The organism is Caulobacter segnis, assembly GCF_003243465.1.
In the GTDB taxonomy this organism is placed as follows: Bacteria; Pseudomonadota; Alphaproteobacteria; order Caulobacterales; family Caulobacteraceae; genus Caulobacter; species Caulobacter segnis_A.
Genome location: NZ_QFQZ01000029.1, coordinates 18,361 through 43,542 on the forward strand (window position 1 = coordinate 18,361; position 25,182 = coordinate 43,542).

Sequence of the window (25,182 nt, forward strand, 5' to 3'; positions counted from 1 at the left end):
CGTTCCAGGCGCGCCTATGGAGTCACGATATTTTTATAAGCTGTCTCAAATACCGGAACGCTAAGGGTCGATCGGAGCACATCGCCAAACGGATCATCGGCGCGGCAAGGCTCACCCGCGCCCTCAGAGACGGGGCAAGGCTTTGCGTCAGCGGCGCCTGGAGATCATGCCGCAGCCCTTCGCGGCGAAGCGGAGCGTCGGCGGGTTATCGAGTGTGAAGAGGGGGAGTGATGGCGGTGAGAGAGGGATTCGAACCCTCGATAGAGTTTCCCCTATACACGCGTTCCAGGCGTGCGCCTTCAACCACTCGGCCACCTCACCAGCGCATGCGAGTCGGGGGTGGTTGAGACCCCCGGCGCGGGAAGGCGCGCAATATACTCAGGGACCGCCGCAGGGCAAGCCAACAAAGCGAGCCTCTTCATCACGGGGTGAAACCGGCCGCGCGAACGCCTATATCGGGGCCCAAGATGTTCTAGCCTTCGAGAGGCCCGCCATGCTGTCGCTGAAGAAAACCCTCGAAATGCCCACCGCCGACACGGCCCTGCCCGGCCGTGCGGAGCCGATCCCCACGGCCCAGACCCATTTCGTCAACGGCCACGCCCTCAAGGGCCCTTATCCCGACGGCCTGGAGACGGCGATCTTCGCCATGGGCTGCTTCTGGGGCGTCGAGCGCATCTTCTGGAAGATCCCGGGCGTCTATGTGACCGCCGCCGGCTATGCGGGCGGGATCACGCCGAACCCGACCTATGAAGAGACCTGCACCGGCCGCACCGGCCACACCGAGGTGGTGCTGGTGGTGTTCGATCCCAAGGTCGTCACCTACGAGGCGCTGCTGAAGACATTCTGGGAGAACCACGACCCGACCCAGGGCATGCGCCAGGGCGGCGACATCGGCACCCAGTACCGCTCGGCCATCTATGCGACCAACGACGCCCAGGCCGCCGCGGCGGTTCAGTCGAAGGAAGCCTACCAACAGGCGCTGTCGGCCAGGGGCCTGGGCGACATCACCACCGAGATCGCCGCCGCCGGCCCGTTCTACTTCGCCGAGGACTACCACCAGCAGTACCTGGCCAAGAACCCGAACGGCTATTGCGGCATCGGTGGCACCGGCGTCGTCTGCCCGATCGGCTTGGGCGTCCCTGGGGCCGTCGAGGCCTGATGAGCCCTGAAGCCTTCGACGCGGCGTGCCTGGCCCTGCCGGGCGCGACGCTGTCGATCCAGTGGGGCGACGACCACGTCTTCAAGGTCGGCGGCAAGATGTTCACCGTGCGCGGGCAGGGCGTCACCCTGGGCGGCGGCGTCTCGTTCAAGGCCTCGGACGTGGCGTTCGAGGTCCTGACCGAGTCGGGTCGCGCGGCGCCGGCCCCCTATCTGGCGCGGGCCCGCTGGGTTCATTTCGCCAACCTCGACGCGCTGGACGCCGACGAGGTCGCCGACTGGGTGAAGACCGCGCACGGCCTGGTCGCCGCCAAGCTGACGCGCAAGGCCCGGGCCGAACTGGGCCTCATCTAGAGCTCACGACCTGACGACGTCAGGCCGTGTGCTCCAGCCTTTTGGTTTGGCGCATTTTCTTCACGCGAACCGGGACCACTTCGCTCGAAAATGCTCTAGACCCGCGCCAGCCCCCGCAGCGCCATGGCCTCGATGGCTTCCAGCAGGCGCTCGTTGGTCAGGCCCGGCGTCTGCGGCGTCCACTTGACCAGCCAGATCAGCATGCCGACCAGCAGCTGCACCACCAGCGGCGGTTCGCACGGGGCGATGGTGCCGTCCGCCACGCCCTCCTCGAGGAAACGCTCCAGTGTCTGGCGGAGATCGGCGGTCCGCGTCTCGATGGCTTGGCGCTGGCCGTCGTCGAGATAGGAGTTGTCGCCGAAATAGAGCTGCGGCCCGTTGTCGACCGCGTCGTCCAGCACCGCGCGGAACAGTCGCCGCAGCTTGCACAGCCCCTTGCCGCCGCCGGCGTCGACGGCGAGCAGTATGGCCTCGAACCGGTCCAGCGACTGGTGGTGGCCGGCGAAGGCCAGGGCCTGCTTGTTCGGGAAATAGTAGTAGAGGGCCGCGTCGCGCAGATCGAGCGCGGCGGCGATGTCGGTCATGGTGGCGGCCGCGAAGCCCTTGGCGTTGATGATCTCGATCGCGGCGCGCAGAATCGCTTCGCGCTTGCGCAGAGACTTCTGCGTCTGCGCCAAGGGACGGACCTCGTCCGCCGGCGCCAGGGGTTCCCCCACCCTCGACAATGGTCGCTCCTCCGCCCGGCCATCCGATCTGCGTCGAAAAGTCACCGGTCTGTGAAGCTCTCCCCTAACGGCAACGCGATCAATCGGATAATTTCTAACTTGCGCTAGAATATCGAGAGCATGTTAGATTTCTCCCTAGCTCAGCACGGGATGCAAGACCGTGCAGGCTTGGGGCAAAAAATGACGGACAACGTCCGCATCCAAGGTCCGGCTTTTCCGACCGCCGCGCGCGGCCCGGGCGGCCGGCCGAGGCCGCCCTTCCCCAACGTCAAGAAAACCGCCCTTCCCCCCAGGAACTTCGGCCACGCTCGAGCCGAAGCGGGAAGAGACGCGGATAAAAACAAAACACATCAGGGAGTTAAGTATGAGAAACGTCCAGATGCTGGGGGTTTCGGCCCTGGCGCTCGCCATCGCCGCCCCCGCCTTCGCCCAACAAGTCAAACCCGCTGAACCCACCGCCGTCGACGAGATCGTCGTCACCGCCACCAAGCGGGAGCAAACCCTCCAGGACGTGCCGATCTCGGTCGCCGTCACCGGCCAGCAGACGATCGAGCGGGCCCAGGTCCGCGACCTGATCGACCTGCAATCGGTCGTGCCGTCGCTGAAGGTCTCGCAATTCAACGCCACCGGCCAGACGAACTTCGTCATCCGCGGCTTCGGCAACGGCAACGGCAACGACGGCATCGAAAGCTCGGTCGGCGTGTTCATCGACGGCGTCTATCGCAGCCGCTCGGCCGCCGCCCTCGACGACCTGCCCGAGGTCGAGCGCATCGAAGTGCTGCGCGGCCCGCAGTCGACCCTGTTCGGCAAGAACGTGTCGGCCGGCGCGATCAGCATCGTCACCAAGCGCCCGCAGTTCGACGCCGGCGGCAAGCTGGAAGCCACGGTCGGCAACTACAACACCCGCCAGATCAAGGGCACCTTCACCGGCCCGCTCAGCGACACCCTGGCCGTGCGCGTGTCGGGCAGCCTGAACAAGCGCGACGGCTTCTTCACCAACCTGACGACCGGCAGCGACGTCAACGACCGCAATCGCTGGTCGATCCGCGGCGACGTGCTGTGGGAGCCGACCGACAAGACCTCGTTCCGGGTGATCGCCGACTACAACAAGATCAAGGAAACCTGCTGCGCGGTCAGCTCGATCCTGAACGGCCCCGCCACCCTGGCGATCGGCGGGATCCTGAAGAAGCCGATCAGCGACACGACCAAGGTCTTCGACCGGAACGTCATCTTCAACACCGACCCCAGCAACGACTTGTCGGGCAAGGGCGTCTCAGGCCAGCTCGACCAGGACCTGGGCTTCGCCAAGCTGACGGCGATCACCGCCTATCGGAACCAGAAGAACGCCTCGTTCCAAGACATCGACTTCACCGGCGCGGACATCTCCAACAACCGCACCGCCAACACGATCAAGACCTTCACCCAGGAAGTCCGCCTGGCCTCCAGCGGCGATGGTCCGATCAGCTGGCTGGCCGGCGCCTTCTATCAGAACGAGAAGCTCGATACGGGCCGCACCATCACCTACGGGACGGACATCCGCGGCTTCGCCGACGCCCTGTCGGGCGCGGTGCCGGCCACGCTGCTGGGCGCCCTGCCCGCGACGCTGCGTCCGGCCCTGACCGGCCGCTCGAACCTCTATGCGCTGGAGTTCCTGCAGAGCCTGGCGACGCCGACCCTGGTGCGCCCCGGCCTGACCTACTTCCAGCCCGGCCAGGGCATCGACGACTACTACAAGATGAAGCAGACGTCGTATTCGCTGTTCGGCCAGGTCGACTACCGCGTCACCGACAAGCTGACCCTGACCGGCGGCCTCGCCTACCTCAACGACGACAAGAAGGCCCGCTCGAACGTCGTGATGAACGACCCGTTCTCGGCGCTGAACCTGGGCGCGGTCCCGCAGTTCCCGGCCCTGGGCCTGCCCGGCAACCTGTACAGCGCCCTGGGCGCCCTGCAGTTCTTCTATGGCAACACCACCAACCACGGCCCGGTCAACTTCCCGAACGCCAGCGAGTCCGGCGAGCTGAAGGCCGACAAGGTCACCTACGCCGTGCGCGCGGCCTACGACTTCGGCGCCATCAACGCCTATGTCAGCTACTCCACGGGCTGGAAGGCCGGCGCGTACAACCTGTCGTCCGACAGCCGTCCGCCGAACGCCAATGGCGTGGGCCGCACGGCCAATCCGGAGAACGTCGACGTCTACGAACTGGGCGTGAAGGCCAACTTCCCGGGCGGCTACGCCAACGTCGCGGTGTTCAAGCAGTCGATCAAGGGCTTCCAGTCGAACGCCTTCACCGGCCTCGGCTACAGCCTGGTCAACGCCGGCGAGGAGTCGGTGAAGGGCTTCGAGGTCGACAGCGCCTGGCGTCCGGTCGGCTGGCTGAACCTGGCGGCGGCGGTGACCTACCTCGATCCGAAGTACGACAGCTTCACCGGCGCGGCCTGCGTGAACTACGACACCGTCCGCTGCCCGGTCGACCCGGCCACCGGCCGTCGTCCGAACTTCCGCAACCTGACCGGCGACCGCCCGGCCGCCATTCCGAAGTGGTCGTTCTCGACCTCGGCCACGGTCAATCGCGACCTGGGCGGCGACTACCAGGGCTTCGCCCGCGTGGAGTACGACTATGTCAGCAAGACCCAGCTGACCGAGACGACTCCGCCGGACCTGTCGACCTGGGGCCAGAAGCAGGTCAACGCCAGCCTCGGCGTCACCAACACGGCCAAGCAGATCGAGGTCATGGTCTGGGCGCGCAACCTGACCAAGGACAACAACCTGATCTCGACCTTCCCGACGGTGGCCCAGGACGGCAGCTACAGCGGCTATCCGAACGCCCCGCGCACCTACGGCGTGACGGTCCGCAAGTCGTTCTAGGACCTCTGCAGCGACGACCAAGGGAGGCGGCCTCGGCTTCGAGGCCGCCTTTCTTTTGCGCGTCGCCTGCCCGGAGTGGCCTGACCACTATCCGCGCGCACCGGACCATGCTTCAACCTCCCGTAAGGCCAAAGGCCAGCGGGAGGATGTGATGGGAATCGGACTGAAGACCCTGGTCGGCGCGGCCTGCGCCCTGATGATCGCGGGGCCTTCCTTGGCCTCCTCCCCCACTTTGACCCGCGCCGATCTGCGCGAGGGCCAGGACCTGTCGGGAACCTGGCGCTACTCGGTCGATCCCTATCGCGACGGGCTGGCGGGCTTCCACCGCGGCGCGCCGGGCGCCGGCCATCGGCGTTATGACGATGTCGACGTCGACGCCCTGACGCGGGCCAAGCCGACCGCGCTCTACGAATACGACATGGATCGCGGCCCGACGGCGACCTTGCCGCAAGGCTGGATCGGCCACGACCCGACCCTGCGCCACTACCAGGGGCTGATGTGGTACCAGCGCCGCTTCGACGCGGCGCCGCTGAAGCCCGGCCAGCGCGCTTTCCTGCGCTTCGAGGCGGTCAACTACACGGCCAAGGTCTTCCTGAACGGCAAGCCCGTCGGAGAGCACGAGGGCGGCTTCACGCCGTTCTCGATGGAAGTGACCAACCTGCTGCGCGCCAGCAACAACCAGCTGACCGTCGGCGTCGATTCCACGGCCCGCGACGACGGCGTGCCGCCGCCGGTCACCGACTGGGAGAACTATGGCGGGATCACCCGGCCGATGCGGCTGGTCGTCACGCCCGGCACCTTCATCGACGAGGCCTGGGTGCGCCTGGGCAAGGACGGCAGGATCGCCGCCACCGTGACGCTGGACGGCGCCCAGGCGGCCGGCCAGGAGGTGCATGTGCGCGTGGCCGAGCTGGGCCTGGATCTGACCGGCAAGACGGATGCGAAGGGCGTGTTGAACGTCTCCGCAGCCGCGCCCAAGCGGCTGGCCCGCTGGTCGCCGGAAAGCCCCAAGCTCTACGACATCATCGTCCAGGCCGGCGAGGACCGCCTGACCGACCGCGTTGGCTTCCGCACGATCGAGACCAAGGGCTCGGAGATCCTGCTGAACGGCAAGCCGATCTTCCTGCGCGGAATCTCGATCCACGAGGAGGAGCTGGGCGACAACCCGGCCCGCACGATCACCGAGGCCGGGGCGCGGGCGCTGCTCAGCGAGGTCAAGGAGGGCCTGCACGGCAACTTCGTGCGGCTGGCGCACTATCCCCACAGCGAGGTGACCACGCGCCTGGCCGACGAGATGGGCCTGCTGGTCTGGAGCGAGATCCCCGTCTACTGGTTGGTCGACTTCGCCAATCCGCGCACGCAGGGCCTGGCGCGCGGCATGCTGGCCGACAACATCCGCCGCGACCGCAACCGCGCCTCGATCATCCTGTGGAGCGTGGCCAACGAGACGCCGATCACCGAGGCCCGCAACGCCTTTCTCTATCAGCTGGTTGACGACGTCCGGGCGCTGGACGACAGCCGCCTGGTCACAGCCGCCCTGCTGACCGATCGCAAGACGGTGGATGGCCGCCCGCTGATGGGCCTGAACGATCCGTTGGCCGACAAGCTCGATGTGCTGTCGGCCAACACCTATAACGGCTGGTACAGCGACGACGCGCTGGACGCCCTGCCCGACATGGCCTGGAAGGCGACCGACAAGCCGCTGGTGTTCTCCGAGTTCGGCGCCGACGCCCTGGCGGGGTTCAGCGACCCGGTTCTGATGCGCAAGTTCTCCGAGGACTTCCAGACGCGCTACTATGAGAAGACCCTGGCCATGGCCCGCAAGATCCCGACCCTGCGCGGCATGTCGCCGTGGATCCTGAAGGACTTCCGCAGCCCGCGCCGACAGCATCCGGTCTACCAGCAGGGCTGGAACCGCAAGGGGCTGATCTCGCCGACCGGTCGCCGCAAGCCGGCCTTCTTCGTGCTGCGCGCGTTCTACGACGAGAAGGCGGCGGGGCGCTGAAGGGCCTCGACGATCTTAGACCATGGTCGGGGTGGCGCGGCTGTCCCGACGCCGCTAACCGGACAGGCGGTATTGGCCCGATCAACGATGAGGATGGCATGACGACGCGCGGGAAGCTGACGGCGGCCATCGCATGAGCCTGGACGTCTCGACCATCCGCCGGGTCACCACGCGGCTGATGCCGCTGTTCTGCATCATGTACCTGATCGCGTACATCGACCGGCAGAACGTCTCCTACGCCAAGCTGGAGATGGTCCACGCGCTGGGCCTCAGCGAGGCGGCCTACGGCCTTGGCGCCAGCCTGTTCTTCATCGGCTATTTCCTGTTCGAGGCGCCGTCGAACCTGATCCTGGCCAAGGTCGGCGCGCGGGTCTGGTTTGCGCGGATCATGTTCACCTGGGGCCTCGTCACCCTGGCGCTGGGCTTCACCCAGAACGCCACGATGTTCTACATCCTGCGCTTCCTGCTGGGCGTGACCGAGGCCGGTTTCTTCCCGGGGGTGCTGTACGTGCTGACCCTTTGGTTCCCTCATGGCCATCGGGCTCGAATGGTCGGGCTGTTCATGATCGCCTCGGCCCTGGCCAACGCCGTCGGCGCGATGATCGGGGGCGCCCTGCTCGATCTGCATGGCCTGCTGGGCCTGGCGGGCTGGCAGTGGGTGTTCCTGGCCACAGGGGTCCCGGCCGTGCTGATGGCGCCCTATGTCCTCTGGAAGCTTCCGGACGGGCCCGAAAAGGCGCCATGGCTGGCGCCGGAGCAGAAGGCCTGGCTGGCCAAGACCCTGGCCGAAGAGGACGTGGGCCAGGACACCGGTCACGCCGGGGCCTGGAAGGCGATGCTGGACCCGCGCGTGCTGCTGCTGGCGGGTCTCTATATCGGCATGCCGCTGGGCGCCTATGGCCTCAGCTACTGGCTGCCGACCATCGTCAAGGCGTTCGGGGTCTCCAACACCGTCAACGGCCTGATCAACATCATCCCCTGGATCCTGGTCGCCGCCGCCCTGTGGTGGGTCCCGCAGCACGCGGCCAAGCGCGGGTTCACGGTCTGGCACGTCGCCGGCCCGCCCCTGCTGGCGGCCGTCGCCCTGGTGGGGAGCGTCGTCGTTCCGGGGACCTGGGCCAAGTTCGCCCTGCTCTGCGTCGCCGCCCCCGCCATCTTCGCCGGCCAGCCCGGCTTCTGGAGCCTGCCGCCCAGCTTCCTGCGCGGCCCGCGCGCCGCCGCCGGCATCGCCGCGATCAACGCCGTCGGCAACCTCGGCGGCTTCATCGCCCAGAACGTCGTGCCGATCATCCGCGACTCAACCGGCAGCAATCTGGCCCCGATGTTGTTCCTCGCCGCGTGCCTGACGGTAACCGGTGGACTCGTCTTCGTGGCTTTCCGGGTGCTGAGGCCGGGATCGCCCTCGGCTCAACCGCAAGATTTGCCTAAACCCCAGGCAAAATAGGCTTTTGCGCCGGATTGTCGCAGGGGTGCAACGGCAAGGAGCATTGCCATTTCGCCCAGATTCGATAATGGGTCTGGAACTCGGCGCACCCCACCGCGTCGACACCTTTTTGTTTCGGCCGGCCGGCTCGCCCTCTGGACGAGTCGGCCGGCTTTTTTCTTGGCCCAAGGGCCGTAAGCCGCGAAATGCGCGACCTAGATCGCCGCGCGGTATTCCCGTTCCTCGTAGTCGAACCAGTCGAAGTCGGCCGGCGCGCCCTGCCCCGACATGTCCTGGCACGCCATGCCGACGAAGGCGCCCGTAAAGGCCGGCGCGCCCGGCGCGGTGGCCTCGTCGGACAGGATCGAGGCGTCGAACACCTCGGGCAGCCAGGTCCAGCCGCCGCCCTCTTGCCGGAAGGCGAAGCGCAGGCGCTCGAAGTCGATCTCGACGCGCAGTTCGACGGGGCCGGCCGCCAGCGGGATCGGGGCCGTGAAGCTGTCGGTCTGCGGGCTGTCGGGCGTGAAGGTCATCACCCGCAGATGCTTGCCCAGTCCGTCGTCGTGGGTGACGTGCAGGTAGTGCAGCTTCGAGGCGTTGTAGTAGCAGATCAGCCCGGCCGCCTGCTGGAAGTGCCCGGGCTCGAAGTCCAGCCGCGTGGCGGCCGAGTAGCAGTGCGCCTGCTGGCGGCGGGCGACCAGGGCCTGGCGGAACAGGCTGCCGACCGTCTCGCGGCCGTAGAGCCGCAGGAAGCCGGGCCGGGCCGCCAGACTGAAGATCTGGTCCGGGTAGGGCGTCCGCAGCCACTGGAAGTCGATCGGCAGGCTCGCCGCATCGAAGTCCTCGCGAACCGGGGCGGCCGGCCAGGGGTGCTCGGGCAGGTCCGGCGCGGGCGTCTCGAGCGTGGGATCGCCGGAGCCGTCCAAGGTGCGCGGCCAGCCGTCTTCGCCCCACACGACCTTCTGGATCGCGGTCTCGCGGCCCAGGGTGCAGCGCCCGCGGTTGGGGATCGGACGCCCGACCAGATAGACCGCGTAGGTCTCGCCGTCGGCGGTCTCGACGAGGTCGGCGTGGCCGGCGCGCTGCAGGGCAGCGTGCGGCCGGTCACGCGAAGTCAGCAGGTAGGTGTCGGGGTGCGGCTCGTAGGGGCCGTCGATGGTCCGCGAGCGGGCCATGGTCACCGCATGGCCCCAGCCCGTGCCGCCCTCGGCGGTGATCAGGTAGTACCAGCCGTCGCGCTTGTAGAGGTGTGGCGCCTCGGTCAGGCCGATCGGCGTGCCCTGGAAGATCACCTTGCGCTCGCCGATCAGACGGCCCTCGGCGGCCGAGAACTCCTGCATCACGATGCCGGCGAAGCGGTTCTTGCCCGGCCGGTGATCCCACAGCTGGTTGACCAGCCACTTGCGGCCGTCGTCATCGTGGAACAGCGACGGATCGAAGCCCGAGCTGTTCAGGTGGATGGGGTCGGACCATTCGCCGTCGATGGTGTCGCAGGTGACCAGGTAGTTGTGAAAGTCGCGCAGCGAGGCGCCCGAAGCACCGCCCACGGTCGTCCGGCCATAGCGCTTGACGTCGGTGTAGATCAGCCAGAAGCGGCCGTCGGCGTAGGACAGGCACGGCGCCCAGACCCCGCAGCCGTCCGGGTCGCCCAGCATGTTCACTTGGCTGGCGCGCTGGAGTGGACGGCTCAGCAGCCGCCAGTTCTTCAGGTCGCGCGAGTGGTGGATCTGCACGCCCGGGAACCACTCGAAGGTCGAGACGGCGATGTAGTAGTCGTCCCCCACCCGCACGATCGACGGATCGGGATTGAAGCCGCGCAGGATGGGATTGCGGATCACGGACACGCTCACGGATTGGGACTCTGGCTGACCGGCTCGGCCTTGGGCGCGATGCGGTCGCGGACGAAGGTCCATAGGATGAGGGCGCCGACGATGTCGAGCACGCCCAGGGCGACGAAGAACGGGTCGTAGCCGATTGTTGCAACCAGACCGCCGATCAGCAGCGAGAACAGCAAGACGCCCAGATTGCCCATCATGCCGGCCAGGCCCGCGACCGTCGCGACCTCGTCGCGGCGGAAGAGGTCCGAGGCCATGGTGATCACGGTCACCGACAGGGTCTGGTGCGCGAAGCCGCCCAGGCACAGCAGGGCGATGGCGGCGTAGGGACTCTCGACGCGGCCGACGAAGATCATGCCGGTCATCATCGCCGCGCCCAGGGTGACGGCCCAGCGGCGGGCGTTGATCAGCGAGACGCCGCGGGCCTGCAGGAAGCTGGCGACGGTCGGGCCGAACAGGCAGCCGAGGTCCGCGGCCACGAACGGCAGCCAGGCGAACATGGCGATCTGCTTGAGGTCGAAGCCGCGGGTCTGGGACAGGTATAGCGGCACCCAGAACGACAGGGTCCCCCAGGTGGGATCGGCCAGGAAGCGCGGCAGGGCGATGCCCCAGAACTTGCGCTGCTTGAGGATCGACAGGATCGAGGGCTTGGCGCCAGCCTCGGCCAGGTGCGTTTCCTGGCCCGCGGCGATCCGTGCGCGCTCGTCGTCGGTCATCGAGGGATGCTGGTCGGGCGAGCGGTAGAACAGCAGCCACAGCGCCAGCCAGACCAGGCCCAGCGCGCCGGTCATGATGAAGGCCGCGCGCCAGTTCCAGGTCAGCACGGCCCACACCACCAGCGGCGGCGCCAGCATCGAGCCGACCGAGGCGCCGATGTTGAACACCCCGCCCGCGAAGCCGCGCTCCTTGGCCGGGAACCAGGTGGCGACCGTCTTCATGCCCGCCGGCTGGGCCGAGCCCTCGGCAAAGCCCAGCAGGCCACGCAGGACGGCGAAGCCTTGCCAGTTCGAGGCCAGGCCGTGGGCCATGGCCGCCATCGACCAGGCGGCCGCGAACACCGCGAAGCCGGTGCGCAGGCCCAGGGTGTCCAGCACATAGCCGCACACCGGCTGCAGCATGATGCCCAGCTGGAACGCCCCGGTGATCCAGGAATACTCCTTCACCGAAATGCCCAGGTCCTTCAGCACCGTGGGCGCGGCCACGCCCATGGTCGAGCGCGTCAGGTAGTTGATGATCGCGCCCAGCATGACCAGGCCGATGATCCACCAGCGCAGGGCCCGAAGTTTCGGAAAGGATAGCTTGGCCAAGCGGCGTTTCCTCGTCGGGCGCGCGTTCATTCCGACGCGCTCATCCTCTGGTACCGCTACCGTCTAAGGTTGGCGGCGTCCAGCCTGTCGAGGTCGTAGTCAGGCCAGACCTACTCGCTGGCGCGGCCCGCTTTCAGCGCCTTGGCGCGGCTGGCCGCGCGGGCCGTGTTCGAGGCTCGCGGCTTGGCGGAGGTCTTCCGAGAGCCCGCGCTCGACTTGGCGACGCGCGCGTCCTTCTCGGCGGCGGCGCGTTGCAGCGCGCGCATCGAGCGATCCGCCCGCGCCTTGCATCGGGCGTGCATGACCTCGAGCTCCTTGTCGGTCAGCTTTTCGATGCCGATGAACTCGTTTTCCGCGTCGGTGGTGGCGCGGATCAGCTCGTCGAGCTTGGTTTGCAAGGCCACGCCGTCGCGGTTCTGGGTGTTCTGGATCAGGAACACCATCAGGAAGGTGACGATCGTGGTGCCGGTGTTGATCACCAGCTGCCAGGTCTCGGAAAAGCCGAAGAGCGGGCCGCTGAGGGCCCAGACCAGAACCAGGGCGACGCAGATCAGGAAGGCCGGGGGGCTGCCGGTGATCCGGGCGGTGATGTTGGCGAACTTGGCGAACAGCTTGTCCACGGAGGACCTCCTTGGCGGTCCTCCGGTAACGCTCAAGCCTCGGCGGAGGCTCCGCCGTCAAATGACGCTTCCGCACGGGCCTCGCCGCCCAGGTTTCCGGCCTCGCCGACGAAACGGTCGCGCCCCTCGGTGCTGGCCGCGGGTTCCCACACGAAGACGCTGACGCAGTCGTGGTCCGCCGCGATCTCGACGGCCAGCTCCATCGCCTCGCGGTCGTTCTCGGCGGTTTCGGCGATAAAGGTCAGAGACACGCCGTTCGCGCGGCGCGGGTAAAAGAGGTAGGTCGGCATGGGTGCTCCAGCCATTCGAGCGGGAGATTAAGCCTCAAGCTCTGTCTCTCAGCCACCGACGCTCGAAAGAAGCCGTGCCGGTGATAGGAACATTCCTAGCACATCTGCGCCGCAACCGGCAGAAAATAAGATACATTTCCGGCCGCATCTATGTCGGAAACCCGACACCGACCCTTTATATTTAAAAAAGGCAATGTAAAACAAGAAAATCCGGCGAAAGGGAACTTCGTTATTTCGCGGAGGAATACAGCACCCACAGAAGCTTGAGCATAGCGGCGCTTCCCCGATACTTCTCGAAAACCTGCGCTCCCGCTAGAAAGCGAGCCAGGGGCGCGCCCCTGGAAGCCCAATGAGACGGGAGGCTCTCGTGATCGGATACACCCTGGTCGGCAGCAACGACCTCGATAAGGCCAAGGCCTTCTACGACGCCCTTTTCGAGACCGTCGGCGTCAAGCGCCTGATGGAGTTCCCCACCGGCGGCTGCGCCTGGGGCGCGGAGTGGGGCAAGCCGATGTTCGGGGTCGGCAAGCCCTATGATGGCCAAGCCGCGACCTTCGGCAACGGCACGATGATCGCCCTGACCGTGGACGAGCGCGCCAAGGTCGACGCCCTGCACGACAAGGCCGTGGCCCTGGGCGGCCAGTGCGAGGGCAAGCCAGGCGTGCGCGGTGAGGAAGGTCCTCGGGCCTTCTACGCGGCCTATTTCCGCGACCTGGACGGCAACAAGCTGTGCGCGTTCCGCGTGGGCCCGGCCTAGATCGCGACAGACGCTCCGAAACGAAAAACGGCCGCCAGAGGATTCCTCCGGCGGCCGTGTTCCTTGGCGGGCCTAGCGGCCTACCAGTTGAACATCGTGCCGTCCTGCAGGCGGTTCACAGGCAGGTAGGCGCGCTTGTACTCGTACTTGGACGCCAGCTCTTCGTCGATGTCGACACCCAGGCCCGGCTTGTCGCCCGGATGCAGCATGCCGTCGTTGAAGGTGTAGGCGTGCGGGAACACCGCGTCGGTCTCCGGCGTGTGGCGCATGTACTCCTGCAGGCCGAAGTTCGGGATCGACATGTCGAAGTGCAGGGCCGCGGCCATCGTGATCGGCGACAGGTCGGTGGCGCCGTGGCAGCCGGTCTTGACGTGGTGCAGGTCGGCGAAGGCGGCGATCTTCTTCAGGTTGGTGATGCCGCCGGCGTGCAGCACGGTGGCGCGCAGGTAGTCGATCAGCTGCTCTTCGATCAGCTGCTTGGCGTCCCAGACGTGGGCGAAGATCTCGCCGACGGCCAGCGGCGTCGTGGTGTGCTGGCGGATCAGGCGGAAACCGCCCTGGTTCTCGGCCGGGACCGAATCTTCCATCCAGAACAGGCGGTAGGGCTCCAGGTCCTTGCCCAGGCGCGCGGCCTCGATCGGGGTCAGGCGGTGATGGACGTCATGCAGGAGGTGGACGTCCCAGCCCAGGACTTCACGCGCCTTTTCGAACAGCTGCGGCACGTGCTTCAGATAGGCGGCGGTCGACCAGACGTTTTCGGTCGGCAGGTTGCCGTCAGCGGGCTCGTAGAACATCTTGTCGCCCGACACGCCGTAAGTGCTGGCCAGGCCCGGAACGCCGGTCTGCAGGCGGATGGCCTTGTAGCCCATGGCCTTGTACTTGACGGCTTCGGCGATCGTCTCGTCGATGGTCTCGCCGTTGGCGTGGCCATAGACCGTGACGCCCGTGCGGCAGGCGCCGCCCAGGAGTTGATACACGGGCAGGCCGGCGACCTTGCCCTTGATGTCCCACAGCGCCATGTCGACGGCGGCCAGCGCGGTCATGGCCACCGGGCCGCCGCGCCAGTACGAGCCGCGATAGAAGAACTGCCAGATGTCCTCGATCTGGTGGGCGTCGCGGCCGATCAGCGAGGGGATCATGTGATCCTGCAGGAAGCTGACCACCGAAAGTTCGCGGCCGTTCAGGGTGGCGTCGCCGACCCCCGTGACCCCGTCTTCGGTGGTGATCTTCAGGGTGACGAAGTTGCGGCCGGGGCAGGTGACGATGACCTTGGCGTCGATGATCTTCAGCATGGACCTAGTCGTTAAGCGTGAGGAGGAAATTGGCCTGACCAGTTTTAGCCACTTATCAGACGAGACGCTAGAGCCGTCGACGAAGGTCGGGTAGCGCTGTCACGTCCCTTGCCATAGGCTGCAACGTCCCGCGCGTCTGGGAATGGACTGAACACACACATGACCACTTCGACCACAGAAGGCCGTAAGCTCTACCAGCAGGTGGCCAGCGCGATCGCCGAGGCGATCCGTGAAGGGGCCCACAAGCCCGGCCAGCGCCTGCCGTCCGAGCGTGACCTGGCGGAGGACTACAAGGTCAGTCGCCCGACCGTGCGCGAGGCGATGATCGCGCTGGAAATCCAGGGCCTGGTCGAGGCCCGGCACGGCTCGGGCATCTATGTCACCGACGCGCCTCGCGCCCAGGGGTCCGCGCCCGAACTGGACATCGGCGCCTTCGAGCTGACCGAGGCCCGCCGCCTGATCGAGGGCGAGGTCGCGGCGCTGGCCGCGGCGACGATCACCGACGAGGAGCTGGTCGAGCTGGCGACGATCATGGACGACATGGTCGTGGAGAACGACAAGGACGTGCGCGGCGAAGGCGCCGATCGCCGCTTCCACGTCACGATCGCCCGCGCCAGCCGCAACAGCGCCCTGGTCAATGTGGTCGAGACCCTGTGGGACCAGCGCTACAAGTCGCCGCTGTGCCGCGCCATGCTGGAGCGCGCGCGCCAGGTCGGGGTGCGCCCGCGCATCGACGATCACCAGGAGATCCTGCTGGCCCTGAAGGCGCGTGACCCCGCCGCCGCCCGCAACGCCATGCGCGAGCACCTGGGCCGCGTCATCGACAACCTGCTGACCGCCACCGAGATCGACGCGCTGGAACGGGCTCGCAGCGAAGTGGCCGCCCGCCGCGTCGAACTCGCCCGCCGCTCGGCGATCTAGCTTTACCGCCAGAAAGCTGCGCCAACGCCCCTCGCCGTGCGCGAGGGCGCGCTCCCGCGCGCGCCTTCCAAAAACGGCCGAGCAATCCCCCCGAGCATCAACTTCAGTATAGAAGCCTTATTGAAAGTCGATGCAACGCGTCTCGAAAGTATCTCGCCGTTCGCCGAACGCCAATTGTAGAGTTGTTATCCGAAATTTGGGCCAATTCTGTCCAGAATGTTTCACCCCGGAAACCATTAAAACTCAATGAGACCTCAATCGCTGAAGTAAGTGGCGAGAAAGATACAGTTTCACGACAATAATAATGCAAATCGCGTCACGCGATTGACCACTTCGCCGCACCGCTCCTAAGCCGCCTGCAACCGCCGGATCGCGACGGGAAATGTCTTGCATCGGACCGTGAGGACGCCGGCGTTCGCGTCGGCGAGGGCGGTCCAAAGGATCGAAGATGAAGTATCAGATTACCCGGGGTCGCCTGCTGGCGACGACGATGATCGCGGGCGTGACGGCTCTGGCCGGCTTCGCCGCGAACGCCCAGACCGCCGCGCCGGCCGCCCAACCGGCCGCCGAGCAGAACAACGAGATCGACGCGGTCGTGATCACCGGCTCGCTGCTGCGCCGGTCGGACACGGCGACGCCCTCGCCGGTCACGGTCCAGACGAGCGAGCAGCTCAAGGCCCAAGGCATCACCACCGTCTCCGACGCCATCCGCAGCCTGTCGGCCGACAACTCCGGCTCGATCCCGGCCGCCTTCGGCAGCGGCTTCGCCGCCGGCTCGACGGGCGTGTCGCTGCGCGGCCTGTCGGTGAACTCGACCCTGGTGATGATCGACGGCCTGCGGAACGCCAACTACCCGCTGGCGGACGACGGCCAGAAGGCGTTCGTCGACCTGAACTCGATCCCGTTCAACGCGGTCGAGCGCATCGAGACCCTGAAGGACGGCGCCTCGTCGCTGTACGGCGCCGACGCCATCGGCGGCGTCGTCAACATCATCATGAAGTCCAACTACCAGGGCATGAGCGCCGACGCCTCGTACGGCAAGAGCCAGCACGGCGGCGGCGACCAGTATCGCTTCAACGCCGACATCGGCCACGGCGACCTGGATACCGACAAGTACAACGTCTATTTCGACGTCGAGTACCAGCTGGACAAGCGCATCCGCGGCGACCAGCGCGGCTTCCCGTTCAACACCAACGACCTGTCCTCGATCCCCGGCGGCGAGAACAACAACCCGCAGACGGGCGGCTCCACCTTCTACGGCAACGTCAAGCGCGCCACCCTGACGACGCCGGGCAACCTGGCCTCGGGCCTGGCGATCGACTCGCCGTCCAACGTCTGGCAGCCCCTGCGCACCTGCGCCGCCAACGCGCCGCTCACCAGCCAGTACGATGAAGACGGCGTGTTGATGGGGACCTACTGCGCCCAGAACATCGCCAACCTCGCCGACATCCAGCCCAAGCAGTCGCGCATCGGGACCTACGGCCGCTTCACCTTCAAGCCGACCGACAATCTGGAAGCCTATCTCTCGGGCAGCTTCATCCAGAGCAAGACCTCGGTGAACGGCACGCCGGTCAGCATCTCGTCCAGCACGCCGAACAACCTGTCGAACCTGGTGCTGCCGGTTTATGTCTGCTCGTCGGGCGTCAGCTGCGCCACGGCCGCCGACCGCCGCCTGAACCCGAACAACCCGTTCGCGTCCACCGGCGACTACGCCCTGATCAAGTACCGCTTCAGCGACCTGCCCGCGACGGCCAACTACACCAACCGCATGTTCCGCATGGTCGGCGGCGTGAAGGGCTCGGCGGCCGAGTGGAACTACCAGGCCAACCTGGTGATCGCCCACGACACCCTGGAAAGCGCCCAGACCGGCTTCCTCAGCTACAAGCAGCTGATGAGCGACATCAATACGGGCGCCTACAACTTCGTCGATCCGTCGAAGAACAGCCAGGCCGTCCGTAACGCCCTGTCGCCGACCCTGGCCAAGACCTCGACCACGGACCTCGACTCGATCAACGTCCAGGCCTCGCGCAGCCTGTTCAGCCTGCCGGGCGGCGACGCCCAGCTGGGCGTCGGCGGCGAGTTCCGCTACGAGGCGACCAACGACCCGGCCCTGAACCCGGTCAACGACGCCCAAGGCCTCGGCAACGCCCGCACCCAGGGCAACCGCACGGTCGCCTCGGCCTTCGCCGAACTGGGTCTGCCGGTGCTGAACCAGGTCGAAGTGAACCTGTCGGGCCGCTACGACCACTATTCCGACTTCGGCGACAACTTCTCGCCGAAGCTCGGCGTCAAGTACACGCCCATCAAGTCGCTGGCCCTGCGCGGCACGATCTCCAAGGGCTTCCGGGCGCCGAGCTTCTCCGAAGCGGGCAACTCGGCCAGCCAGGGCTTCACGAACTTCTCGTTCAAGGCTGACCAGTACGCCGCGTTCCGTGAGGCCCACGGCAACAACGAGTACACCAAGGCCTACTCGCTCTCGGCGATCACCACGGCCAATCCGGACCTGAAGCCGGAGAAGTCGACCAGCTACACCCTCGGCGCGGTGTGGGCCCCGACCCGGACCTTCAGCGTCTCGCTGGACTACTATCACATCAAGAAGACCGACGTGATCGCCCAGGCCAGCGCGGGCACGGCCCTGGCCGCCTACTACGCGGGCCAGGCCATCCCGGCCGGCTACGTCGTGACGCCGGACGCGGTGGACCCCGAGCACCCCACGGCCCTGCCGCGCGTGCTGTCGATCGCCTCGCCGTACATCAACGCCGACTCGCTGATGACCAGCGGTCTGGACCTGAACGTCCAGGCCTCGTTCTTCCTGCCGGCCGACGTGAAGTGGACGACCAACGTCGAGGCCACGACCATCTTCGACTACCAGTACACCCAGGACGGCGAGACCTACGACTACGTCGGGACCGAAGGCCCCTACGCCCTGTCGTCGGGCGCCGGTACGCCGAAGAACCGCCTGCAGTGGACCAACACCTTCGAGCGCGGCCCGCTCCGCGTCACGGGCGTGATGAGCTATGTCAGCGGCATGCGCCAAGGTGACGACAGCTATCAGGAAGGCTGCCTGTACGGCGACGCGGCCTTCAATTGCCGCATCAAGTCGTTCACGACCGTCGACCTGACGGGCGCCTACGACGTCACCGACAAGGCCACGGTCTATGCCGACGTGATGAACCTGTTCGACACCGGCCCGATGTTCAACCCGGCCAACTACGCCGCGACGAACTGGAACCCGACCTACTCGCAGTCGGGCATCGTGGGCCGTTACTTCCGCGTCGGCATGCGCGTGAAGTACTAGGGCGTGAGGCCGATGGTCGCCGGTTTCGGCGGCCACCACGCGCCACGCGAAACAGCTATCTCGCGTACGGACCAGCAGTACGGTCCGATGAGATGGAGGGGTCGTCCGAAAGGACGGCCCCTTTTTCTTGCCATGAAAAAATGGGCTGGCCGAGGCGTTGCTCCGGGTGCGGAAATCCGATCCAGCTTCGTCTTTCAAAGGGAGAGCGCGCCTCGCTGCGAAGCGCGCGGGTTAGGGGTGATGCGATGACGCGTGGCGGAGCGATGGCCGGTGCGGCCCTCGGCGTGGTTCTGGCGTTCGGCCAGATGGCTTATGGCGGCGGCGCGGTCGCCGCGGACATCACCCCGCCCGACAAGGCTTTCGCCCAGCCGATCGGCAGCGACTACTTCCTGGCCGACTACACCGCCTACGAGGCCTATCTGAAGACCCTGGCCGGCCAGTCCGACCGCATGAAGCTGGTCGACATCGGCAAGACCGAGGAAGGCCGCACCCAGTGGATGGCCGTGGTCTCCTCGCCCGCCAACCTGGCCAAGCTGGACCGTCTGAAGGAAATCTCGCGCAAGCTGGCCAAGGCCGAGGGCGTCTCCAGGGAAGAGGCCGCCAAGCTCGCCGCGGAGGGCAAGGCGATCGTCTGGATCGACGCGGGCCTGCACGCCACCGAGACCATCACCTCGCAGGGCCAGATCCAGGTGCTCTACCGGATGCTGACGGCCAAGGATCCCGAGACCCTGCGCCTGCTGGACGACTGCGTGATCCTGTTCGCCCACGACAACCCGGACGGCATGGAGCTGGTCAGCGACTGGTACATGCGCAACGCCGATCCCAAGAAGCGCGAATTCAACTCCCTGCCGCGCCTCTATCAGAAGTACGTCGGCCACGATAACAACCGCGACAGCTTCATGTCGGCCATGGCCGAGACCACCAACGTGAACAAGCAGCTGTTCCGCGAGTGGTACCCGCAGATCGTCTACAACCAGCACCAGACCGGCCCCAACGGCATGGTGGTGTTCGTTCCGCCGTTCCGCGACCCGTTCAACTTCAACTACGACCCGCTGGTCATGACCGAGCTGCAGGAAGTCGGCATGGCCATGCACAGCCGCCTGGTGGCCGAGGACAAGCCGGGCTCGGGCGCCCGTAGCGCCGCTCCCTACTCCACCTGGCACAACGGCATGGAGCGGTCGGTCGCCTACTTCCACAATTCGATCGGCCTCTTGACCGAGATCATCGGCGGCCCGACCCCGACGACCGTCAACCTGGTGCCAGAGCTGCAGTTGCCCGGCAACGACCGGCCCGCGCCGATCGCCCCGCGCGTCTGGCGCCTGCAGGACTCGCTGGACTACCAGATGACCATGAACCTGGCGGTCATCGACTACGCCGCCCGCAACCGCGAGCGCCTGCTCTTCAACATCTGGAAGATGGGCGACAACAGCATCAAGCGCGGCTCGACCGATAGCTGGACCATCACCCCGACCCGCGTCGAGACCCTGGCCGCCGCCGGCAAGGGCAAGCCCGGGCCGTTCGGCGCGGCCATCGACCCCAGCCTCTACAAGGCCGTGCTGCAAACGCCGGAGGCGCGTGACCCGCGCGCCTATGTGATCCCCGCCGACCAGGCCGACATGCCGACGGTCGTGGCCTTCCTGAACGCCCTGATCAAGACCGGCGTCGATGTCGACAAGGCCGACAAGCCCTTCACGATCGCGGGCAAGACCTATCCGGCCGGCTCCTATGTCGTGCGCACGGCCCAGGCCTATCGCCCGCACGTGCTCGACATGTTCGAGCCGCAGGACCACCCGCACGACCTGGAATATCCGGGCGGTCCGCCCAAGGCGCCCTACGACGTCACCGGCTACACCCTGGCCTACCAGATGGGGATCAAGTTCGACCGCATCCTCGACGCCTTCGACGCACCGACCTCGCGCGTGCCCGACCTGATCAAGGTCGCGCCGGGCGCGGTGAAGGGCTCTGGCGGCGCGGGCTGGCTGGTCAGCCACGAGACCAACGCCAGCTTCACCCTGACCAACCGCCTGCTGAAGGCCGGCGCCAAGGTCTACTGGCTCAAGGACGGCGCCAAGGCGGGCAAGACCGCCTTCGGCCCCGGGGCGATCTTCGTCTCCGCCTCGCCCGCCGCCAAGGCGGTGATCGACAAGGGCGTCAAGGACCTTGGGATCGACGCCTACGCCGTCGGCGGCAAGCCGTCGGGCGCGACCATCGCCCTCAAGCCCATCCGCATCGGTCTCGTCGACGTCTATGGGGGCTCGATGCCGTCCGGCTGGAACCGCTGGATGTTCGAGCAGTTCGAGGCGCCGTTCCAGGTCGTCTATCCCCAGCGCCTGGACGCCGGCGACCTCAAGAAGGACTTCGACGTCCTGGTCTTCCCGGACGGCGTCGTGCCCGGCGAGGGCGGACGCTCGCGGGGCGGCGGCGCCCAACCCAAGCCCGAGGACATCCCGGCCGAGTATCGCGCCTGGCTGGGCCGCTTCACCGACGACAAGACGCTTTCCCAGGTCGCCGACTTCGTGAAGGGCGGCGGCACGGTGGTGGCGATCGGCGGCTCGACCCGCCTGGCCACGGCCCTGGGCGCGCCGGTCGAGCTGGCCACCGTCAAGGTCGAGAACGGCCAGCCCAAGCCCTACACCACCCGCGAACTCTACATCCCCGGCTCGGTGCTGCGCGCCAAGGTCGATCCCAAGCAGCCCCTGGCCTATGGCGCGGGCGGCGAGGTGGACGTCTTCTTCGACCGCAGCCCCGCCTTCACGGTGAAGCCCGACGTCAAGGGCGTCTCGCGCGTGGCCTGGTTCGACAGCGACAAGCCCCTGCGCAGCGGCTGGGCCGTCGGCCAGGAGAAGCTGAAGGGCTCGACGGCGATGCTCGACATCGACCTGGGCAAGGGCAAGATCTTCGCCTTCGGCCCCGAGATCACCCAGCGGGCGCAGTCGTACGGAACCTTCAAGTTCCTGTTCAATGGGCTTCTGTATGGGCCCGCGGTGAGCGGGAAGTAGGAGGCGTCCAATCCCCCCCCCGACCTCCCCGGCGAATGCCGGGGCCCAGATTCATCCGGAGCGTCTTGGGATGACGCGACACCGCGTGGCGCGATCGGGACAAGCGTCCGTGGGCTCGATCTGGGTCCCGGCATTCGCCGGGAAGGTCGGGTTCTTTGGACGCCGGGACGGACCCTGGTCGCCCTCGCCGAACGCCTCCCTTCCCCCTTGATGGGGGAAGGGCCGGGGATGGGGGTGATTGCTGAGGTCGGTCAGCGCCCCACGTCCACGGCAGCAGCACCCCCACCCTACCCTCCCCCATCAAGGGGGAGGGGCTTAGGTCGTTCTTCGACCTTGAGCGGACGTTAGGGTCAGTGAGTCCCGCAGACTTTCGCTGTCGGCACGAAACGGATGAGGCTGAGTTTGTCCGACTGCCACAGGTAGTAGCTCATGCCGGCCCTCCTCGCGTCCTCGTTGGGCGTGCCGAACACGATTAGCAGTCGACTGTCCTTCCGATAGTTCAGCGTCTCCACGTTGGCGTTCCCGGCGTCGAGGATTAGCGCGCTCGCATTTCTAAGCTGGGGCGGGAAGAACACCTCTCCGCTGTTAACGTCCAGGATTGCGGGGCACACCGTGGCGGCTCCGCATCCGATGTGGATTAGAACGTAGTGACCGGCGAAGTTTGGAGGCTGCTTCGCTCCTTCCCGAATGATCGTGCGGTAGAGGTGGGCCGTCCCCCTACTAACGTTCGGGGAAACTGGGTTCGATGGGCGCGATGGAGCGGGTGCGGGATAGCGAGCGAAAACCTCGTTCGACAGGAGACGGCCGAACGCCGCATGGCACGGAGGTAACTCCGTCTCCGCTCCGATGGCGGGGGAAGCCCCGAACAACAAAAGGCTCAACGAAAGGGCCAGTCTCATCATGCCGGGACGCTACACGGTCGGGGACCACTTTCCACCCATGTTCGAAGTTCACAGCGTCCTCTAAAGTGCGCCTTCACTGCCGGAGGAGCACTTGGCCGAGAAGTTGTTCGAAAGCGACCGTCTGGACGTCCATTACGATGGCTCGGCGATCTTAATTATTGCGGTAGGGTCTTACGGTGACCCCCTCGACCTTGGCGAAGGCGAGGTGGAAGACCTTATTGCGAAACTGCAAGCTGCTCTCGCTCAGAGCAGGGCTTGAGGTTGGATTTCCACCCCGATCAGCCCTTCGGCATGTCTGCTTTTGGCGCTCGCGCGTAACACCACGCCGCGAAGCCGCTCCCCCAAAACAAGATCGGCGCCGGATGCGATTCCGGCGCCGATTTAGCTTCGGAGCCCGTAGGGGGCACGGCCCCGAAGCGCCGCCGGCCGACGTCGACTGGCGATGACGTCGAGCGGCGGTAGGCCTCCGTCTGGACCGCAAACAGAAGAGCCTGAAGCCACCCTGCGCCCGCCCTTCCCGACCATCCTTGATCCGCCTCAATTCCGAAAAGAAATCGGCGCCGGAGGGGCAGCTCCGGCGCCGTGATCGCGTCCCAGGATGCAGGTGGGAAGTACGCCTAGGGCGCGACCGCCTCGGCCCCCGGTCGACGCGGATCCGCGCCGCCCAGATAGAGACCGTTGTCGATCATGATCGACTGGGCGGAGCCCATGGTCTCGTCCGAGGATATGGGGTGGCCCATCGCCTTCAGCAGGGCCACCGTGTCGGGGTTGAAGTTCGGCTCGACGCGCAGGTTGTCGCTGGCGTCCTGGAAAATGCGCGGCTGGTGCGTGGCCTCGGCGACGTTCAGCTTGAAGTCGACGATATTGACGATGACCTGCAGCACCGTGTCGATGATCGTGCTGCCGCCCGGCGTGCCGGTGATAAGCCACGGCTTGCCGTCCTTGAAGATCATGGTCGGCATCATCGTCGACAGCACCCGCTTGCCCGGCTCCAGGGCGTTGGGCGGCAGCGGCTTGCCGGCCTTCTGGGCGCGCCAGGCCGCCTCGTGGGCGTAGTTGTTCATCTGGTTGTTCAGCACGAAGCCCGCGCCCGCCACCATCACGCCCGAGCCGAAGTCGGCGCCCAGGGTGAAGGTGTTCGACACCGCGTTGCCCTCGGCGTCGGCGACCGAGAAGTGGGTGGTGTTGTGGCTCTCGAACGCCCAGGGATCGCCGACGCCGAGCTCCTTGGCGGGCGTGGCCTTGTCGGGGTTGATCCGCTTGGCGCGCTCGGCGCCGTAGGCCTTGGAGGCGAAGCCGCCTAGCGGGACCTTCACGAAGTCGGTGTCGCCCAGATAGCGCGAGCGGTCGGCATAGGCCATCTTCATGGCCTCGGCTTGCAGGTGCAGGGTCTTGGCCGAGCCCAGGCCCGAGGCCTTCAGGTCGAAGGTCTCCAGGATGTTCAGCATCTCGAGCAGGGTGGCCCCGCCCGCGCTGGCCGGCGGCGAGGTCATCACCGTCAGGCCGCGATAGGTCCCGGTCAAAGGCTGGCGGATCACGGCCTTGTAGGAGGCCAGGTCCTCGGCGGTGATCAGCCCGCCATGAGCCTTCATGTCGGCGGCGAAGCGCTGGGCGATCTCGCCGCGATAGAAGGCGTCGGCGCCCTTGTCGGCGATCTGGCGCAGGGACCAGGCCAGGTTCGGCTGCTTGAGGGTCTCCCCCGCGCGGTAGAGGGCGCCGCCGGGCTTGTAGAAGGCCTGCTTGCCAGCCTCGCTCTCGGACAGGCGCTGCTTGCCCCAGCTGAAGACGAAGGCCTCGTCGGGCGAGAGCACGACGCCGTCGGCGGCCAGGCGATAGGCTGGCTCGACCAGGGTCTTCCACGGCAGGCGGCCGTACTTCTGGTGGGCCAGGAAGAGGCCCGCCACCGTGCCCGGCACGGTCGGGGCGCGGTAGCCGCGCGAGGCGACGTCGTCGATCTCCTTGCCGCCGGCGTCGACGAAGGTCTCGAGCCTGGCGGCCTTGGGGGCGACGCCGCGATAGTCGATGAAGACCGTTTCATTGGTCTTGGCCAGGTGGACCATCATGAAGCCGTCGCCGCCGATATTGCCGGCGCGCGGCAGGGTCACGGCCAGGGCGAAGGCGGTGGCCACCGCCGCGTCCACGGCGTTGCCGCCCTGGCGCAGGATGTCGGCGCCCACCTTGGCGGCGATGGCGTTCTGGCTGACCACCATCCCCCTCTCGCCGACGACGGGCGAATGGATGCTGGGATATTCGAGAAGCTGTTTCTTCTGGGCCAGGGCCGGCGCCGAGGCCATCGGCGACAGGGCCAGGGCCGCGGCGGCCAGGCTCGCCGAGATCAGACGCAAAGGTTTCACGAGGGTCCTCCCGGGATCGACGCGCGAGATCGTCCGATCTCCCCGGCGCGCGCCGGGGAGATCATAGGCTTGG

Annotated in this window: 16 protein-coding genes, 1 tRNA gene and 1 pseudogene; 10 read left to right on the forward strand and 8 right to left on the reverse strand. The window is 66.9% G+C overall.

Annotated features, from left to right (window positions below):
- Positions 1-231: 231 nt before the first annotated feature.
- A tRNA-Ser gene (locus DI526_RS10905) sits at positions 232-321 on the reverse strand.
- Between the two features lie 172 nt (positions 322-493).
- On the opposite strand from DI526_RS10905, the gene msrA reads away from it, so the two are divergent.
- Positions 494-1,159 (forward strand): peptide-methionine (S)-S-oxide reductase MsrA, encoded by a 666-nt coding sequence (gene msrA / locus DI526_RS10910; RefSeq protein WP_304277514.1) that lies wholly within the window; start codon positions 494-496, stop codon positions 1,157-1,159.
- Positions 1,159-1,512, forward strand: coding sequence for an MmcQ/YjbR family DNA-binding protein (locus tag DI526_RS10915; RefSeq protein WP_304277516.1), 354 nt, complete (start codon positions 1,159-1,161; stop codon positions 1,510-1,512). Before msrA ends, DI526_RS10915 begins: the two co-directional genes overlap by 1 nt.
- 95 nt (positions 1,513-1,607) lie before the next feature.
- On the opposite strand, the gene DI526_RS10920 is transcribed toward DI526_RS10915, so the two are convergent.
- Entirely contained in the window at positions 1,608-2,237 is a 630-nt protein-coding gene (locus tag DI526_RS10920; protein ID WP_304277518.1) for a TetR/AcrR family transcriptional regulator, read from the reverse strand.
- A gap of 364 nt (positions 2,238-2,601) precedes the next feature.
- Here DI526_RS10920 and DI526_RS10925 point away from each other — a divergent pair, with 364 nt between their 5' ends.
- The 3 genes from DI526_RS10925 (at position 2,602) to DI526_RS10935 (ending at position 8,555) form a co-directional block, all read left to right on the forward strand.
- The gene (locus DI526_RS10925; protein WP_304277520.1) at positions 2,602-5,106 is read left to right on the forward strand and encodes a TonB-dependent receptor; all 2,505 of its coding nucleotides are present in this window, start codon (positions 2,602-2,604) and stop codon (positions 5,104-5,106) included.
- Positions 5,107-5,257: 151 nt separating this feature from the next.
- Positions 5,258-7,111, forward strand: coding sequence for a glycoside hydrolase family 2 protein (locus DI526_RS10930; protein WP_304277522.1), 1,854 nt, complete (start codon positions 5,258-5,260; stop codon positions 7,109-7,111).
- Between the two features lie 133 nt (positions 7,112-7,244).
- On the forward strand, positions 7,245-8,555 hold the full coding sequence (locus tag DI526_RS10935; RefSeq protein WP_304277524.1) for an MFS transporter: 1,311 nt from the start codon (positions 7,245-7,247) through the stop codon (positions 8,553-8,555).
- A gap of 194 nt (positions 8,556-8,749) precedes the next feature.
- On the opposite strand, the gene DI526_RS10940 is transcribed toward DI526_RS10935, so the two are convergent.
- From DI526_RS10940 to DI526_RS10955, 4 genes are all read right to left on the reverse strand, one after another.
- Positions 8,750-10,384 carry a glycoside hydrolase family 43 protein gene (locus DI526_RS10940; protein ID WP_304277525.1) on the reverse strand — a complete coding sequence of 545 codons (1,635 nt, stop codon included), beginning with the start codon at positions 10,382-10,384 and terminating at the stop codon, positions 8,750-8,752.
- Positions 10,381-11,616, reverse strand: coding sequence for an MFS transporter (locus DI526_RS10945; protein WP_304277551.1), 1,236 nt, complete (start codon positions 11,614-11,616; stop codon positions 10,381-10,383). Before DI526_RS10945 ends, DI526_RS10940 begins: the two co-directional genes overlap by 4 nt.
- Before the next feature lie 170 nt (positions 11,617-11,786).
- Positions 11,787-12,296 carry a low affinity iron permease family protein gene (locus tag DI526_RS10950; protein ID WP_304277527.1) on the reverse strand — a complete coding sequence of 170 codons (510 nt, stop codon included), beginning with the start codon at positions 12,294-12,296 and terminating at the stop codon, positions 11,787-11,789.
- A 32-nt stretch (positions 12,297-12,328) separates the two neighbouring features.
- Positions 12,329-12,586, reverse strand: coding sequence for a hypothetical protein (locus DI526_RS10955; protein ID WP_304277529.1), 258 nt, complete (start codon positions 12,584-12,586; stop codon positions 12,329-12,331).
- Positions 12,587-12,953: 367 nt separating this feature from the next.
- On the opposite strand from DI526_RS10955, the gene DI526_RS10960 reads away from it, so the two are divergent.
- Positions 12,954-13,343, forward strand: coding sequence for a VOC family protein (locus DI526_RS10960; RefSeq protein WP_304277532.1), 390 nt, complete (start codon positions 12,954-12,956; stop codon positions 13,341-13,343).
- A gap of 80 nt (positions 13,344-13,423) precedes the next feature.
- Here the strand turns inward: DI526_RS10960 and manD are convergent, their stop codons facing one another.
- Positions 13,424-14,635: a D-mannonate dehydratase ManD gene (manD, locus tag DI526_RS10965; protein ID WP_304277534.1), complete on the reverse strand. Its 1,212-nt coding sequence runs from the start codon at positions 14,633-14,635 to the stop codon at positions 13,424-13,426.
- 159 nt (positions 14,636-14,794) lie between these two features.
- On the opposite strand from manD, the gene DI526_RS10970 reads away from it, so the two are divergent.
- From DI526_RS10970 to DI526_RS10985, 4 genes and pseudogenes are all read left to right on the forward strand, one after another.
- Positions 14,795-15,556 carry a FadR/GntR family transcriptional regulator gene (locus DI526_RS10970; RefSeq protein ID WP_304277536.1) on the forward strand — a complete coding sequence of 254 codons (762 nt, stop codon included), beginning with the start codon at positions 14,795-14,797 and terminating at the stop codon, positions 15,554-15,556.
- 448 nt (positions 15,557-16,004) lie between these two features.
- Complete coding sequence (locus tag DI526_RS10975) at positions 16,005-18,854, forward strand: TonB-dependent receptor (RefSeq protein ID WP_304277538.1); 2,850 nt, start codon at positions 16,005-16,007, stop codon at positions 18,852-18,854.
- Positions 18,855-19,011: 157 nt separating this feature from the next.
- Positions 19,012-21,853, forward strand: a pseudogene (locus DI526_RS10980) (M14 family metallopeptidase).
- Positions 21,854-22,846: 993 nt separating this feature from the next.
- Positions 22,847-23,014 carry a hypothetical protein gene (locus DI526_RS10985; protein ID WP_304277540.1) on the forward strand — a complete coding sequence of 56 codons (168 nt, stop codon included), beginning with the start codon at positions 22,847-22,849 and terminating at the stop codon, positions 23,012-23,014.
- Positions 23,015-23,372: 358 nt separating this feature from the next.
- On the opposite strand, the gene ggt is transcribed toward DI526_RS10985, so the two are convergent.
- A complete protein-coding gene (gene ggt / locus DI526_RS10990; protein WP_304277542.1) occupies positions 23,373-25,109 on the reverse strand; it encodes a gamma-glutamyltransferase in 1,737 nt (578 codons plus the stop codon).
- Positions 25,110-25,182: the final 73 nt, after the last annotated feature.